General features: G+C 72.0%; 12 protein-coding genes. 10 read left to right on the forward strand and 2 right to left on the reverse strand.

Annotated features, from left to right (window positions below; all coding sequences use genetic code 11):
• Positions 1–150: 150 nt before the first annotated feature.
• Positions 151–969, forward strand: a complete 819-nt coding sequence (thyX, locus tag HNQ05_RS04180; RefSeq protein WP_147149081.1) for an FAD-dependent thymidylate synthase — start codon at positions 151–153, stop codon at positions 967–969.
• On the opposite strand, the gene pheA is transcribed toward thyX, so the two are convergent.
• Entirely contained in the window at positions 966–1,796 is an 831-nt protein-coding gene (gene pheA / locus HNQ05_RS04185) for a prephenate dehydratase (RefSeq protein ID WP_147149078.1), read from the reverse strand. The two genes, thyX and pheA, sit on opposite strands and share 4 nt — an antisense overlap.
• A 21-nt stretch (positions 1,797–1,817) precedes the next feature.
• Here pheA and ruvA point away from each other — a divergent pair, with 21 nt between their 5' ends.
• From ruvA to HNQ05_RS04230, 9 genes are all read left to right on the forward strand, one after another.
• Positions 1,818–2,405: a Holliday junction branch migration protein RuvA gene (gene ruvA, locus HNQ05_RS04190; RefSeq protein WP_147149076.1), complete on the forward strand. Its 588-nt coding sequence runs from the start codon at positions 1,818–1,820 to the stop codon at positions 2,403–2,405.
• 36 nt (positions 2,406–2,441) lie between these two features.
• Entirely contained in the window at positions 2,442–3,485 is a 1,044-nt protein-coding gene (locus HNQ05_RS04195; RefSeq protein WP_246104140.1) for a lipid II:glycine glycyltransferase FemX, read from the forward strand.
• Between the two features lie 31 nt (positions 3,486–3,516).
• The gene (locus HNQ05_RS04200; RefSeq protein ID WP_147149072.1) at positions 3,517–3,957 is read left to right on the forward strand and encodes a MarR family winged helix-turn-helix transcriptional regulator; all 441 of its coding nucleotides are present in this window, start codon (positions 3,517–3,519) and stop codon (positions 3,955–3,957) included.
• On the forward strand, positions 3,954–5,270 hold the full coding sequence (locus HNQ05_RS04205) for a TolC family protein (RefSeq protein ID WP_147149070.1): 1,317 nt from the start codon (positions 3,954–3,956) through the stop codon (positions 5,268–5,270). Before HNQ05_RS04200 ends, HNQ05_RS04205 begins: the two co-directional genes overlap by 4 nt.
• Positions 5,267–6,277 carry a TolC family protein gene (locus HNQ05_RS04210; RefSeq protein WP_147149069.1) on the forward strand — a complete coding sequence of 337 codons (1,011 nt, stop codon included), beginning with the start codon at positions 5,267–5,269 and terminating at the stop codon, positions 6,275–6,277. The genes HNQ05_RS04205 and HNQ05_RS04210 overlap by 4 nt, the downstream gene beginning before the upstream one ends.
• Entirely contained in the window at positions 6,267–7,484 is a 1,218-nt protein-coding gene (locus HNQ05_RS04215; protein ID WP_147149066.1) for an efflux RND transporter periplasmic adaptor subunit, read from the forward strand. The genes HNQ05_RS04210 and HNQ05_RS04215 overlap by 11 nt, the downstream gene beginning before the upstream one ends.
• The gene (locus tag HNQ05_RS04220) at positions 7,481–10,786 is read left to right on the forward strand and encodes an efflux RND transporter permease subunit (protein ID WP_147149065.1); all 3,306 of its coding nucleotides are present in this window, start codon (positions 7,481–7,483) and stop codon (positions 10,784–10,786) included. Before HNQ05_RS04215 ends, HNQ05_RS04220 begins: the two co-directional genes overlap by 4 nt.
• Positions 10,787–10,821: 35 nt before the next feature.
• Complete coding sequence (locus HNQ05_RS04225) at positions 10,822–11,928, forward strand: Mrp/NBP35 family ATP-binding protein (protein WP_147149063.1); 1,107 nt, start codon at positions 10,822–10,824, stop codon at positions 11,926–11,928.
• A 72-nt stretch (positions 11,929–12,000) separates the two neighbouring features.
• The gene (locus tag HNQ05_RS04230; RefSeq protein WP_183677611.1) at positions 12,001–14,232 is read left to right on the forward strand and encodes a DEAD/DEAH box helicase; all 2,232 of its coding nucleotides are present in this window, start codon (positions 12,001–12,003) and stop codon (positions 14,230–14,232) included.
• Here the strand turns inward: HNQ05_RS04230 and HNQ05_RS04235 are convergent.
• Complete coding sequence (locus HNQ05_RS04235; protein WP_183677613.1) at positions 14,229–16,148, reverse strand: sensor domain-containing diguanylate cyclase; 1,920 nt, start codon at positions 16,146–16,148, stop codon at positions 14,229–14,231. The genes HNQ05_RS04230 and HNQ05_RS04235 overlap by 4 nt on opposite strands.
• Positions 16,149–16,151 lie beyond the last annotated feature (3 nt).

The following is a 16,151-nucleotide window of genomic DNA, read 5'->3' on the forward strand; positions in this document are numbered from 1 at the left end:
GCAGACCGCGTGTGGGGTTTACCCGCGTCCGGCCTGCGCTTTTCGCCTTCCCTGATCCGTGCTTTCAAGATCCCCGCACCCGCTGGGCGCAAGACCTAGGGTACAGGCGACCCCGGGGGTTGTCAAGCGCCCTCGGGCTAGAATCGGAGCATGACGGAACCGCAGACGATACCCGTGCTCGACAAGGGCTTCGTGCGCCTGGTGGACGCGATGGGCGACGACCGCCGCATCGTCCAGGCGGCGCGCGTGAGCTACGGCGAAGGCACCAAGACGGTGCGCGAGGACGCGGCTCTGATCGACTACCTGATGCGCCACCGGCACACCAGCCCCTTCGAGATGGTGGAGTTCACCTTTCACGTCAAGGCGCCCATTTTCGTGGTGCGCCAGTGGTTCCGTCACCGCACCGCCAGCGTCAACGAGATCTCGGCGCGCTATTCGGTGCTGAAAGACGAGTTCTACGAGCCCACCCCCGGGGAGCTGCGCGCCCAGAGCAAGGTCAACAAGCAGGCGGGCGAGGGGCGGCTGCCAGCGGCCGAGGCCGAACGGGCTTCCGCACTGCTGGCCGCGGCCGGGCGCGACGTCTATGCCCGCTACCAGGAGCTGCTGGCGCTGGGGGTGGCCCGGGAGCAGGCCCGTAGCGTGCTGCCCGTGGGCATCTACACCGAGTTCTACTGGAAGCAGGACCTGCACAACCTGCTGCACTTCCTGAGGCTGCGGCTCGACCACCACGCCCAGGCCGAGATTCGCGCCTACGCCCGCGCGGTGGCCGAGTTCGTGAAAGCGCGGGTGCCGCTGGTGTGGCGCTCGTTCGAAGAGCACGTGCTGAACGCGCGCACCCTGAGCGCAAGCGAGCTGGCGGTGCTGGCGCGGCTGGTGGACCGGGAAGCCTACGCCGAGGCGCTCGGGCAGGCGGGGCTGTCCAAGAGCCGGGTGCGCGAGGCGCTGGAAAAGCTGTTCGGCGAAGCTTAGCCGCCGTTCATCGGCGCGGCCGGGTAGGAGCCGAGCACCTTCACGAAGGCCGCCCGGCGCAGCAGGGTCACCAGCGCCTCGGCGGGCTCGGGGTCTTCGACGTGGCCCTCGAAGTCGAGGTAGAAGACGTAGCTCCAGGCGCGGTCGCGGCGGGGGCGCGACTCGAGCTTGGTAAGGTTCACCCGCGAACGGGCGAAGGCCTCGAGCGCCGAGAGCAGCCCCCCCGGCTTGTGCCGCACCCCGAAGACGACGCTGGTCTTGTAGGGGCCCTCGGCGCGCGGCCGCTCCTCGCGGGCGATGACGAAGAAGCGGGTGTAGTTGAAGTTGAAGTCCTCGATCCCCTCGGCCAGCACCTCGAGCCCGTAGACCTCGGCCGCCCGCCTGGAGGCGATGGCCGCCAGCCCCGGCTCGGGCCGCTCGGCCAGCTGCTTGGCCGCCCCGGCGGTGTCGTAGACGGGTACGGCCTCCAGCTTTTGCCGGGCCAGGAAACCGTCGCACTGGGAGAGCGCCTGGGGGTGGCTGATCACCTTGCGCACCTCCTCGAGTCGGGTCCCCGGCGGAGCAAGCAGGTTGTGGCGCACCCGCAGGTAGATCTCCCCCACTACGTGCAGGTCGGACTCGAGCAGGAGGTCGTAGGTCTGGTTGATGCTGCCGGCCACCGCGTTCTCCACCGGCACCACGCCGCAGGCGGCCGCGCCGGAGGTGACCGCCTCGAAGACCTCGTGAAAGGTGGGGTAGCCCACCGGCTCGGCGCCCCCGGTGACGGTGAGCGCCGCCTCCTCGCTGAACGCGCCGGCGGTCCCCTGGTAGGCGACCTTCTTCGACATAGCCAACAGTATACTGGCCCCATGGTGCGTTTTCTCGAAGGGGTCGTGCTGGAGCTGGCCGAGGACCGCGCGATCGTGAGCCTGCACGGCCTGGGCTTCGAGGTCTTCTGCCCCACCGGGACGCTGGGGCGGCTGCGCGTGGGCGAGACCGCACGGCTGCACACCCGGCTGGTGGTGCGCGAGGACAGCCTCACCCTCTACGGCTTCCACGACCCGCTCTTGCTCGAGTGGTTCGACCTGCTCACCGGCGTCTCGGGCGTGGGGCCGCGCGTGGCGCTGGGCCTGCTCAGCGCCCTGCCCGCCGACCTGCTGGGGCAGGCCGTGACCGGCGACGACCCCAAACTGCTTACCGCCGCCCCCGGCGTGGGCAGGAAGCTGGCCGAGCGCATCGTGCTGGAACTCAAGACCAAGCTCCCCGACCACCTGGCCGGCCTCGCCCCCAGCGCCGCGCCCGTCGAGAACCCCGCCGCCGGCGAAGCCGCCGCGGCGCTGATCACGCTGGGCTTCCGCGAGACCCAGGTGCACGCGGTGGTGCAGAAGCTGGCCGCCAAGCAGCCCGAGGCCGGGGCCGAAGAGCTCATCCGCCTGGCCCTGCGCGAGCTCCGGTAGGGCATAATGGCTGGGTGCGGCCTGGCCGCCCTTACCATGGAACGACGCGAGATCGACACCCCCGAAGCCTGGAACCGTATCGTCGGCGAGCTCCCGCTCTCCAGCTCCCTGCAGTCGTGGGGCTGGGGCGAGGTAAAGCGCACGAGCGGCTGGAAGCCCGTACGCCTCGCCCTTTTCGACGGTGGCGAGCCCGTGGCCGCGGCGCAGCTGATGACGCGCCACCTGGCCGGCCCGCTGCGCCTGGCCTACGCCCCCCGCGGTCCGGCGCTGGCCGAGGCGGGGTTGCTGCCGCGGGTGGCCGAACAGCTGGCGCGGGCGGCGCGCGGCGCGCTCTATCTGCAGCTCGAACCCCCCCTGGCCCTGGAGGAGCCGTACGACGTCCCCGCCTTCGCGGGTCTCCAGCCGGCGGCCACGATCCAGCCCGAGTACTCGATCCTGGTGGACCTCGAAGCCGGCGAGGAAGCCGTGCTCGCGCGGATGAAGTCGAAGACGCGCTACAACATCCGCCTCTCGGCCCGCAAAGGGGTGACCGCGCGGATCGTGCGCCCGGGCGAAGGCGACGCCGAAGAGGCCTTCGAGGCCTTCTTGGCGCTGTTCACCGAAACCAACCGGCGCGCGAAGCTCCTGCAGCACGCCCGCAGCTACTACGAGACGGTCTTCCGGGCGATGGAGCAGCCGGGGGGCGCGGCCTTCATCAGCCTGGCCGAGTACCAGGGCCAGCCGCTCGCGGCCGGGCTCTTCGTGGCCTTCGCCGGCCGGGTGGACTACCTCTACGGGGGCTCGAGCCGCGAGCACAAGAACGTGATGGCCCCCTACGCCATGCACTGGACGGCGATGCGCTGGGGCATGAAGCACGGCTACCGCGTCTACGACCTCTGGGGGGTGCCCCGGGTGCTCACCCCCGAGTCGCACGCCTACGGCATCTACCGCTTCAAGGAGGGCTTCGGCGGCCGGCGGGTGCGCTTCCCCGGCTACGTGCGGCCGCTCTCGCCCCTCTTCGGCCCGGTGCAGACCGCGCTGCGCTGGCGCAAGAACTGGGTCAACTGGCGCACCCGCGGCACCCCCCGCGACGTCTTGTGATTTGAACATTTAAAACCTTAAAATACCCGGCATGGACCCCGACCGCCGGCAGCTGCTGGCCCAACTCGACGAAGAGTTCTTCCTCTTCCTCTGGCGGGTCAAGGAAAGCACCGCCCGCCTGTTCAAACCGCTGGGGCTGCGCCCCGAACAGGTCTTCATCCTCGAGCTGATCGACCGGGGCCTCCACCACCCCAAGGAGATCGCCGACGCCTTGCAGTGGGACCCGCCCCTGCTCAGCCATTACCTCGCCAAGCTCGAGGAGCGCCGTCTGATCGAACGCGAGCTCGACCCCGACGACCGCCGGCGCACGCGCATCACCCTGAGCGCCTCCGGCGCCCGGCGGCTCGAGCGCGCCCGGGCGGCCTGGCGCGACTACACCGCCGAGACGCTCGAAGTCCTCGAGCCGGGTGAAATCGAAACCTTGCGCGGCTACCTGCGCCGCCTCCTGGCCGCCCAGGAGGCGCGGGCATGAAGCGGCGGATCTGGGCTGCCTGGCTGCTTTCGCTGGCCGCCGCCCAGCCCGCCTTCCTGACCTCGCTGCAGGCCCACCCCCAGCTTCGCGCGGCCCGCCTGCAAGTGGAGGCGCGCGCCCTGGCGGCGCGCCTCGCGCCCAACCGGCTGGCGTTCGACGCCCAGGGGGGCTGGACCCGGCGCGCACTCGACCCAGCGGAACCCTGCCCCTTCCTCGCCGACCCCGACCCCAGCAACGACGTCCTTTGCAGCTTCGTCAGCCCCGACGTTCCCAACGAGGCCTCGCAGGCGGAGGTGGGGCTCACCCTGCGGCCGCTGACCTTCGGCGACTACGCCGACCGCAGCCGGCTCGCCGACCTGGACCTGGCCGAGGCGCGGCTGGACTACCGCAAGGCGCAGGCCGAGCTCGAGGCCGCCGCCCTGCGCGCGGCGTTGAGCCTGGCCGAGGCCCGGCAGGGTCTGGAGGTGGCACGCGAGGGGCGGCGCCTGGCGGAGGCGGCCCTGGCGGCCACCGAGCTGCGGCGCCGCAAGGGCGCTGCGGGCGACGCCGACCTGCGCGCCGCGCGCCTGGCCCTGGAAGACGCACGGGCGCGGGTGGAGCAGGCCCGGGAGGGGCTCGAGCTGGCCCAAAAGGGGCTGGCCGCGTTCACCTCCGAGCCCCCGCCCCCTCCGCCCTGGCCCCTGGAGCCGCCCGAACGGGCGGAGCCCGCCTCGCTCGCCCGCGCCCGGATCGCCGTGGAGCGGGCCCGGGTGGCCCTGAAGAACCGCGGGCGCGACTTCTGGCCCACCGTAGAGGTCGGCTACCGGCTCAACCTGGACGACCGCAGCAGCCTCGCCGTTTCGCTGGAGTCGCGCACCCTCGGGGCGCGCGTGGCCTACGGCTACGCCACCTTCGCCGATCCGGCGCGCGCGCGGACCCGCACAGAGTGGCGCGTGGGCGCCCGCCTGAGCCTCTCGGCGGAAACCTGGGCACAGCAGTCCGAAGCGCGCCTGCAGCTGCGCGCCGCGGAGGCGGCCCTGGAGGCGGCCCGCCGCCAGGCCGTAGTGGAGGCGCTGCGCCTGCGCCAGCGGATCGATCAGGCCCTGCGCGCGGCCGAGCGCGCCGCGGCGCGTCTGGACGCCGCCCGCGCCGACGAACGCGAGGCGCGGGAACGGCAGCGTCTGGGTCTGATTACGCCGCTGCAGCTGATGCAGACCCAGCTGGCGCGGCTGCAGGCGGAGCTGCAGCTCCAGCAGGCCGAAAACGACGTACGGCGGGCACGGCTCGAACGGCTCGTCTTCCTTGCGGTCCCCCCATCGGAGGTGTGGCGATGAAACCCTGGATCCCCCTGGCCCTGCTGCTGAGCGCGCTTCCGGCGCTGGCCCTTGGCTACCCGGAGGCGCTGGCGCGCGCGGACGACCGGCCGCCGGTCGTGGCCGCGCGCGCCGAACTCGACGACGCCGAAGCGCAGTGGGCGCGCACCGAGGCCGACCCCGCGGCGCTGCGTCTGGAACGGCTGCAGGCCCGTCAGCGGCGCGAGCTGGCCGCGGCGCAGCTACGCCTGGAGCGGATACGGGCGTCCGCCGAGATCAGCCTCGCCTACACCCAGCTGCTCGACGCCCAGGCGGCCTACCGCCTGGCGGAGCGGGGGCTCGAACTGGCCGCCCGCACCCTTCGCGTCGCCCAGCTGCGCTACGTCAAGGGCGGCATCGGCCGCCAGGAGCTGCGCGCCAGCGAGCTGCGCCTGGAAGAGGCGCGCAACCGGCTGCGGCAGGCCGACGACGCCCGGGCGCTCGCCCGCGCCCGGCTCTTCTCGCTGGTCGGGGGGCCGGAGCCGGGCGAGGCGCTGGCGCCGGCGGGCTCCCCGGTGCTGCCCGGCCTGGAGGCCGTCTACCTCCGCCTGGACGCCCACCCCGACCGCCTGCGCGCCGCCCAGGGGGTGGAACTCGCGCAAACCGCCCTGGCCCTGCTCGACCCCAGCTACGCCCCCCGCGCCCGGATCGAAGCGGCGCAGCTGCAGCTGACCCAGGCGCGCACCGCGCTGGAAGAGGTGCGACGCGGCCTGCGCCTGCAGGCCAAGGCCCGCTGGCAGGCCGTGGCCGAGCGGCAGCGCGACCTTGACCTGGCGCGCGGCGAGAGCGACAAGGCCGCCCGTGACCTCGACGTCGCCCGGGAGCGCTACCGCGCGGGGCTGATCTCGGAACTCGCGCTGCTGCAGGCAGAGCTCGAGCGCGAGCAGGCGGCCGTGGCGGTCCAGAACGCCGAACACGCGCTGCTCGCCGCCGCCTGGGAGCTGGCGGTGGCGACCGCCTGGCCGCTGGAGGTGCGCGATGCGCACTAGCCTCCTCTTAGCCCTGATCGCAGCGCTGCTGCTCGTCGGCGGCTGCAAGCGCAACCGCGGCGGCGAAGCCGCCCCCTCCACCCCCGCGGTGCAGGAACGTTCCGCCTTCAAGGTGCGCACGGTCGCGGTCTCCAGCGGACCGCTTACGGTCGTGCGGGAAGCCTCGGGTCGCATCGAGCCGGAGCGCGACGTGCGGGTGGCCGCGCGCACCGGCGGAAAGGTGACCGCGGTGCCCGTGCGCGAAGGCGACCGCGTCGCACGGGGGGACGTGCTGGTTCAGCTCGACGAGCGCGACCCTCGCGACCGCCTGCGGCAGGCGCAGCTGGCCCTGGAGCAGGCCCGCCTGAACCGGGTCGCCGCCGAGCGCAGGCTCGCCGACCAGGAGGCGCAGCTCACCCGCCAGCGGCAGGCGGCGCGCCAGAACCTGGCCAACGCCGAGAAACGCCTCGACGAGGCGCGGGCGCTGCTGCCGCTGGGGGGTGTGGCCCCGGTCGAGGTGGACCGGCTCGCCGCCGCGGCCGCCCAGGCGGCGGCGAACGCCGCCGCCGCCGAAGCCGCCTACCGGCGCTGGCAGCGCAGCAAGGACGAGGACCTGGCGCAGCTGCGGCTGCAGGTAGAGCAGGCGCAGGTCGCGGTCGACCAGGCGCGCACCGCGCTGGAGGACACCCGCATCACCGCCCCGTTCGCCGGCCGGGTGGCCGCCCGCTTCGTGGACGCGGGGGCCTTCGTGGGCCCCGGTTCGCCGGTGGTGCAGCTGGTCGCGGGACCGCGCAACGTGGTCTTCAAGCTGCCCCCCGACGAGGTGGCCCGGCTCGATCCGACCGAGCTGACGCTCCTCTTCCTGGGCCGCCGCTACCCGCTCGAGCTCCTGCGCAGCGCGCCGGTGCCGGGGCCGGACCGTCTGATCAGTCTTTACGCCCGCCCCCTCGAGGGCGGCGACGAACTGCCGTTCGGGGGCGCGGTGCTGCTGCGCTACCGTCTGGTCCTCGCCTCGGGCCCGCGGGTGCCGGCGACCGCGCTGCGGGTGCGCGAGGGCCGGAGCTACGTCTTCGCCGCCAGCGGCGAGCGCGCCCGCGCCGTACCCGTCGAGGTCGTGGCCGAGGCGGAGGGGTGGGCGGTGGTGCGCGGCGCCGGGCTGCCGGAGCGCGTCGTCCATCCCCTGCCCCAGGACCTGCGTGACGGTTCGTACCTGGAGGTCCTGGAGTGAGGGAGAACCCGCTGGTCCGCTTCTTCGTCGAGCGGCCCGTCCTCACCACGGCGTTCTTCCTGGCGGTCACCCTCTTCGGGCTGCTCACCGCCTTCCGCCTGGGGGTGGACATGCTGCCCAAGATCGAGGTCCCGGTGGTCACCGTCACCACGATCTACCCCGGCTCGAGCCCGCGCGAGATCGCCGATCAGGTCAGCAAGCCCGTCGAGGACGCGCTCTCGACGCTCTCCGGTGTCGACCGCATCGCCTCGATCTCGCTTGAGGGGGCCTCGCAGGTGATCGTCCAGTTTGACTACGGCGTCGACGTGAACGTGGCGGCGGTGGACGTCTCGGAGCGGGTTTCCGCCATCCGCGGCGAGCTCCCCGCCGACGCCGAACCCCCCGTGGTCGCCAAGTTCGATCCCGCGGCCGACCCCATCCTCTTCGTCGCGCTCACCGCCCCGGGAGAGTCGCTGGGGCGTCTGGGCGCCTACGCCGAGGACCGCCTCAAACCCGAACTGCAGCGCATCCGCGGCGTGGCCGACGTGCAGGTGGTGGGCGGCCCCGACGAAGAGGTGGCGGTGCTGCTGCAGCCCAGCCGCCTCGCGGTCCTGGGCCTCTCGCCGCTGCAGGTGGTGCAGGCGCTCGCGGCCGACACCGTCAACCTCCCCGCCGGTGCCCTGGACGTGCGCGGCGAGCACCGGGTGGTCAGTCTCCGCAGCCGACCCGCCACGCCCCACGACGTAGCCGAGCGCACGGTGGACGCGCGCCGGGGGCTGAAGGTGCGCGACGTCGCCAAAGTTCGCCTGCAGGAAGGGCGGGCCGAGACCTTCAGCCGCCTCAACGGGGACCCGGTGGTGCTCATGGCGGTGCGCAAGGCGAGCGGCTCCAACGTGGTGGAGGTCGCCCGACGCGTCCACGAGACGGTAGCCGCGCTGCAACTCCCCGAAGGCTACCGGCTCCGCACCGTCTTCGACGTCACCCGCTTCACCCGCGCCACCGTGAACGACACCTTCGTCGAGTCGCTGATGACGGCGTTGATCGTCTCGGTGATCATCCTCGTCTTCCTCGGCCGCACCAACTCCGCGCTTTCCGTCATCCTCGCCATTCCCGTCACCCTGGCCGGATCCATCGTCGTCTACGGCGTCTTAGGCTTCACTTTCAACGTGATCAGCCTGCTGGCGCTGATCGTGGCCGTGGGGCTGGTGGTCGACGACGCCATCGTCGTGGCCGAGAACATCGACCGCTGGCTGGAGCAGGCGTACGGTCGCATGGAGGCGGTGCTCAGGGGGGCCTCCGAGGTCAGCACCGCGGTGCTGGCGACGACGCTGAGCCTGCTCGCCGTCTTCGTTCCCATCAGCTTCCTGCCCGGCATCGTCGGCCAGCTCTTCCGCGAGTTCGGCATCGGCCTTTCCACCGCCATCGCCATCAGCTACCTGGAGGCGATGTTCTTCCTCACCGTACGGCTGGCCTACTTCCCCGACCCCAAGCCGCCGGGCTGGCGCGACTTGGGGCGGCTGCTGCGCAGCTTCCACCTCGACCTCGGAGCCTGGCGGGCCGCGCTGGGCCGCTGGGCCTTCTGGGCGGCGGCGCTCGCCCTGGCCTACGGCGGCCACCGGCTTAGCGGCGCGGCCCTGCCGGCGGTGCTGGCCGGGGCCGGCTTCGCGCTGGGCTACCCGCTGCTGCGCTACGCGGCGCGGATGCTGGGCGGGGCGCTGGGTGCGCTCATGCGCGCCGCGCACGAGGCGGTGGACCTCCCCTTCGCGCGGCTGCAGGACGGATACGCCCGCTTGGTGCAAAGGCTGCTGCAACACAGCGGGCTGGTGCTGCTGGGCGCGCTGGTGCTGATGGCCTCGGTGGCCTGGGTGCTGCCGCGGCTGCCCTTCAACTTCACGCCCAAGGCCGACAGCGGCTTCATCGAAATCACCCTCACGCTGCCCAAGGGCACCGACCTGGACACCACCAACGCGCTGGTTCAGAGGCTCGAGGGCTACCTGCTCACCCGCCCCGAGGTGGACGCGCTGGTGACCACCGTGGGGGCCTCGCAGAACGCGGGTACCGGCAGCGCCCCCGAGCGGGCCAGCCTCAGCCTGCAGCTGGTGCCCAAGGACGAACGCATGGACCAGTACGCCCTGGCGGAGGTGCTCCGGCGCGATCTGCAGGCGCGCGTCGCCGCACATCCCGAGGCCAAGGTGCGGGTGCAGCCCATCACCGGCGGCCCTCCGAGCGCGGCCGACATCGAGTTCGTGCTCACCGCCCCCAGCGAGGCACGGCTGGAGGAGCTCAACCGCGAGGCGCTCCGCCTGATCCGGTCCCTGCCCTTCGTACGCGACGCAAAGAGCAGCCTTTCCGAGCGCACCCAGGAGTACAGCTTCCGCCTCGACGCGGCCAAACTGACGGGCACCGGTCTGAGCGCCCTCGAGGTGGGGCGGACGCTGCGCGCCTACCTGACCGGGCTGGAGGCCGGCCGTCTGAGCGACGGCGGGCGGGACACGCCCGTCGTGGTCCGCGCCGACCCCGCGGCGCTCGCCAGCGTGCAGCAACTGCTGGCGCTGCCCATCGCCGCCCCCGCCCTGGGGTCCACCGTCCCCCTCGCCGGCCTCGGGCGCTTCGAGCGCCGGGACCAGGCGGCCAGCATCGGACGCACCAACCAGGCCTACTCCGCCGGCTACCAGGTCAACCTCGTCGATCCCGAGGCCGGAGCGCTGCAGGCGGAGCAGCGGCTTAAGCGCGCCCTCGCCGAGGCCGGGCTGCTGGGCGGCGGCGTCGGCTACCTGGCCACCGGCACCACCACCTTCACCGGCGACCTCGCCGCCACGGCCCCGCTGGCCTTCCTGCTCGCTTTGGTGCTCAACTACCTGGTGATCGCCAGCCAGTTCAACTCGTTCCGCTACCCCGTCTACCTGCTCCTTCCGGTACCCCTGGCCCTCGTCGGGGCCTTCTGGCTCTCCTACTTCATGGGCACCGGCCTGGACGTGATCAGCATCCTGGGCACGGTCATGATGGTGGGGCTGGTAACCAAGAACGCCATCCTGCTCCTCGACTTCGCGGTCGAACGTGCCCGGACGATGCCCCTGGACCGGGCGCTGGTGGAGGCCGCGCGGCTGCGGCTGCGGCCCATCCTGATGACCAGCCTCACCATCCTGGTCGTCTCGCTGCCGCTGCTGTTGGGGCTCGGCGAGGGCTCCGAGTTCCGCATCCCCCTGGGGGTGATCATCCTCGGGGGCATCTTCTCCAGCACCCTCCTCACCCTTTTCGTCATCCCGGTGGCTTTCTACCGGTACGAACGGCGGCGCTACGCGGAAATGCAAGCCGAGCAGTAGACTTTTGGCCCCGCTTGCGTCAGAATCGATACGGCATGCTAGATACTGCGACGGTACTCCAAGCGCTTTCGACGATCGTCGACCCCGACTTCAAGAAGGACATCGTGGAGCTCGGGTTCGTACGCGACCTCAAGATCGAAGACGGGGTGGTCAGCTTTACCATCCGCCTGACCACGCCCGCCTGCCCCATCAAGGACCAGTTCAAGCGGCAGGCCGAGGAAGCCGTCGGGGCGCTGCCGGGGGTCCGTGAGGTGCGGGTCACCATGGGCGCCGCGCCGGCGGTGGAGGTGAGCACCGGGATACCCGGCGTCGCCCACATCGTCGCGGTGATCGCGGGCAAGGGCGGCGTGGGCAAGAGCACCACCGCCGTCAACCTGGCCGTGGCGCTGATGCAGATGGGCGCCAAGGTGGGCCTCTTCGACGCCGACGCCTTTGGCCCCAACACCCCCCGCATGCTCGGCGTGCGCGGGGTGCCGCTGCGCACCCAGGGCGGGAAGATCGTGCCCATCGAGGCCCAGGGCATCAAGCTGGTCTCGATCGGTTCGGCCATCCCCGAAGATCAGCCCGTCGTCTGGCGCGGCAGCCTGCAGCACGGCTTCGTCCGCGACTTCACCCAGAAGACCGAGTGGGGCGAGCTCGACTACCTGGTGGTGGACATGCCGCCGGGCACCGGCGACATCCCCCTCTCGGTGATGCAGCTGCTGCCGCTCTCGGGGGCGCTGGTGGTGGGCACGCCGCAGGAGGTGGCCCTGGAGGACGTGCGCCGCGGGGTGACGATGCTGAACAAGATGAACGTCAACCTGCTCGGCTTCGTCGAGAACATGAGCTACCTCGTCTGCCCCAAGTGCGGCGAAGAGATCGACGTCTTCGGCAAGGGGGGCATGGACGCCTTCGCCGAAACCTTTGGCGCGCCGGTGCTGGCGCGCATTCCCATGGACGTCAACATCCGCAAGGGCTCCGACGCCGGCCTGCCCGCCGCCTTCCAGGAGGGCCCGGTGGCCGAGGCCTACAAGGAGCTGGCGGCGGCCGTGGTGCAGCGGGTGGCCGTGGTGGAAAAGGAAAACCCGCCCAAGGCCGCGGGCGTCCCCCAGGCGGGCCCCGGCGGTAACCAGCCCTTCCTCAACGTCCCCAAGAAGAACTAATCCTCGCGTCCCGAACCGGCCGGCGCCCTGTGGGCGCCGGTTTCTCACGCGGGTTCAATAGAATGTCCCTGCATGCTGCCCCTCGCGGTCGAACCCTTCGGCGGTTATCGGGCCTGGCTGGAGACCCTGCCCGGCTACGCGGGGCAGGTCGCCTTTCACCGGGTGCTGCCGGCCCGGCCGCCCGACGTGGTGCCCTACGAGGGGGCCTTCAAGCCGGTGCTCGCCCGCCTCGGCCTCGCCCCCTACGCCCACCAGGCCGAGGCCTTCGAAAAGCTGGAAGCGGGTGCCAACGTCGTCATGGCCACGCCGACGGCCTCGGGCAAGAGCCTGGTCTTCCAGGCGCCGGTGCTGGCGGCGATGCAGCAGGGCGGCACCGCCCTCTTCCTCTACCCCACCAAGGCGCTGGCGCGCGACCAGCGGAGCCGGCTCGAAACCCTGGCCGACCCCTTCGACCTCGCGGAGCGGGTCTTCACCTACGACGGCGACACCCCGCCCGCCCGCCGACGCAAGGCGCGCGAGCAGGGGCTCGCCCTCCTCACCAACCCCGACATGCTGCACTTCGGTATCCTGCCGCGGCACCCCGCCTGGGCGGGCTTCCTCGGCCGCCTTCGCTACGTCGTGATCGACGAGGCCCACTACCACCGCGGCGTCTTCGGCAGCCACGTGGCCCTGATCCTCCGGCGGCTGCTGCGGCTCGCCGAACACTACGGCGCCCGTCCGCAGCTGATCGCCGCCTCGGCGACGATCGCCAACCCCGCGGCCCACGCCGCCGCGCTGAGCGGGCGGCCGTTCGAGGCGATCGCGGCTTCGGGCCGGTTCAGCGAGCTCGAGTTCGTCGTCTGGCAGCCCCGGGCGCTGGACGCCAGCGGCGACCGCCGCCGCAGCGCCAACCTGGAGGCGGCGGAGCTGGCCGTCTGGGCCGCCACCCACGACCTCAAGACCCTGATCTTCACCGGCAGCCGCAAGACCGCGGAGCTGATCGGCCGCTACACCCGCGGCACCGCCGTGGAGGACAAGATCCGCAGCTACCGCGCGGGGTACACCGCCGCGGAGCGGACCCGCCTCGAAGAGGCGTTCCGTGCGGGCGAGCTCGCCGTCCTCGTCAGCACCAGCGCCCTCGAGCTGGGCATCGACATCGGCGGCCTCGACGCGGTGGTCATGGTCGGCTACCCCGGTTCGGTCAACGCCTTCTGGCAGCGCGCGGGGCGCGCGGGGCGCGGCCGCGAGCGGGCGCTCACGCTCTGGATCCCCCGCGAGGACCCGCTCGACGAGTACTTTCTGCGGCGGCCCGAGCTGCTGCTCGGCAGCCCGCCGGAGTCGGCCGTGGCCGACTGGCAGAACCCCTACCTCTACCCGCCCCACCTCCACTGCGCCGCCTTCGAGCTGCCGGTGGACGAGACGGAGCCGCTCTACCGGCCCGAGCTGCTGGAGGATGAGCCGCTGGTCCGCCGCAAGAGGCGGGTTCACACCCCCTTCAAGGCACCGCACCGCAGGCTCACCCTGCGCGGCAGCGGCGTCACCTTCACCCTGCGCGACGCCGAAGGCCGCGCCCTGGGGCAGCTCGACGAACGCCAGGCCTACTGGGAGGCCCATCCGGGCGCGGTCTACCTGCATCAGGGGGAGAGCTACCTGGTGCGCAACCTCGATCCGCGCAAACGCGAGATCGTGCTCCTGCCGGGGCTCGAGGACTACTACACGCAGCCGCGCGCCCGGACCGAGATCGAGGTCTACCCCGAGCATGCCCGCGAGGTGCGCCCCGGCGTCTGGGTCGGGCGGGTGCGCATGCAGGAGCAGGTGACGGGCTACGTGAAGAAACGCTACGTCACCGAGGCGGTGCTCGAGGAGGTGGAGCAGCCCATGCCGGAGGTGGCCTTCGACACCGAGGCGGTCTGGTTCCATCCGCCGGTGGAGGCGCTGGCGGCTGAGCAGGTGCCGGGCGGCATCCACGCGCTTGAGCACGCGATGATCGGCCTCCTGCCGCTGTTCGTGCTCGCCGAGCGCGGCGACGTGGGGGGCGTGAGCTACCCCGTCTACCCGCGGCCGCTGCCCTCGGGCGAGGGTGCGGTGGTCTTCATCTACGACGGTTACCCGGGCGGGGTCGGGTACGTGCGCGCCGGGGCGGAGCAGTGGGAGCGATGGCTGCAGGCGACGGTCGAGCTGCTCGGCGGCTGCCCCTGCGAGGACGGCTGCCCCCGCTGCGTGCTCAGCCCCAAGTGCGGCAACGGCAACCAGTTCCTCGACAAGCAGGCGGCGCTCGAGCTGGCGGAGCGGCTCGCGGGCCGGCGTTTCCTGCCGAAGCCCTAGCCGTCCAGCGGCTGCTCGAGCACGGTCAATCCACGCTTCTTGGCGGCGTACATCTCACGATCGGCCCGCTCCAGCAGGTCTTCGGGGGTGTCGCCTTCCCGGTAGACGGCCAGCCCGAAGTTGGCGTGCACCCCGTAGTGGCTCAGCTCCGGATCGCGGGCGATCACCTCCGCGGCGCGTCGCGCCGCGTGCAGACCCTCCTCGCGCCCCGCGTGGGGCAGCACGATGACAAACTCGTCGCCGCCAAGGCGGTAGACCTCGTCCTCTTCGCGCAGGGCCTGCTTGAGCAATCCGGCGACGCGCGCGAGCACCCGGTCGCCGACGAGGTGGCCGTAGCGGTTGTTCACGCTGCCGAAGTTGGCCATGTCCACGACGGCCAGCGAGAAGACGTGGCCGTGGCGGGCGGCGAGCGAGGCCAGCCGGGCGAGCTGCTGGTCCAGCTGGCGGCGGTTGTAGACCCCGGTGAGGGGATCGAGCGCGGCTTCGCGGGCGAGCCGCGCCTGCAGCCCGAGGCGTTCGGCGTAGGGGCGGATCTCGCGCATCATCGAGCGCGCCAGCTGCAGGTCCCACTCGGTGAATCCGCGCGCGCTCGCCAGCCAGATGAACCCCTCCCCGAACGGCAGCAACAGCCCCCCCTGCATCTTCTCCGGGTTCCACAACGACTGGAACACCTCGGGGAGCTGGCGGAAGCGCGAGAACATCAGCGGTTGCTCCAGGTGCAGGCTGACGGGGTCCAGGCGCCGCGGCAGCCACTCGACCCGGCCGGTGACGGCGATGCGCTCGAAGGGGGACTCCTGGGTTTCCCGCACGAAGAAGGCCGCCCCCAGCTGGTTCCAGACCTCGGAGGTGGCCAGCAGCAGCTGGTGGAAGAACTCGCGCTCCTCGCCGGCGCGCCACTGCAGCTGCCCCAACCGGCGCGCGAAGCGCTCGAGCCCCCGCCAGCGCAGGTGCTCGATCGCGTACCCCAGCACCTCGGCCACCGAGACCAGGTGCTCCAGGTCCTCGAGCCCGTAGTGCCAGGGGCGCATCGACTGCAACGAGAGCACGCCCTTGGTGCTGCGGCTTTCGAAGGGTACGGCCAGAAAGCTGCGCAGCTCGGGCTCGTCGCGCTCGGGCTCGGGGTCGAGGGTGCGCACCGGGTACATCTGCCGGGCCATGGGGTCGGTCATGTCCCCGATCAAGAGCGGCTCGCCGCTGCTGAAGACGAGGTGGGTGAGGGTCTCCTTTTCGAACGGTACGATGGCCTCACCGATGGTGCGCGGCCCCTGGCCGCTCTCACCCACGCCGTAGAGGATGCGCAGCGAAGCCCCCTCGATGAAGTTGATGGCGACGGCATTGTAGGCCACGTCCCGCGAAAGGCTGCGGAAAAGAACGGGGACGAGCTCGTCGAGGCGGTTGATCTTGTGGATCTCGTCCATGAAGGCGACCAGCCCCCGCTGGCGCTCGTTCCTGCGGCGCTGCCGGCGCAGCGCCGCGTGGGCGGAGAGCAGGCTCTGCAGGATGCGCAGCTCCTGCAGCTGGCCCGCGTCCAGACCCGGGTGCGGCCGGGTGTGCATCGTCATGACGACGGCCCCGTGGTCCTCGCCCCCGAAGCGGAGCGGCAGGACGAGCAGGCTGCGGACGAAGTCGCTGCGCGTCGGCAGCGCGTCCGGGTGCCGGGGGTAGTCGCGCACCTCCAGCAGCTCGCCGCTGTTGAAGGCGCGGCCGATGACCCCGTCCCAGGGTCGGGCGACGATCTTGAGCTCCTCGAGCGGCTCCCCTTCGCCGCCCTCGGCGAAGGTCAGCTCGGCGGTGCCCCCGTGCACGTCGAAGACGCGAACACCCTCGTACCCGTAGTGCCGGTAGATCTCCGGCCAGATGCGGTCCAGGGCCCCGCCCGACTCGATTTGCCGCAACCACCCGTCCAACGGTTCCAACCT

The sequence above is a fragment of the Oceanithermus desulfurans genome, from assembly GCF_014201675.1.
GTDB classification, from domain to species: Bacteria; Deinococcota; Deinococci; order Deinococcales; family Marinithermaceae; genus Oceanithermus; species Oceanithermus desulfurans.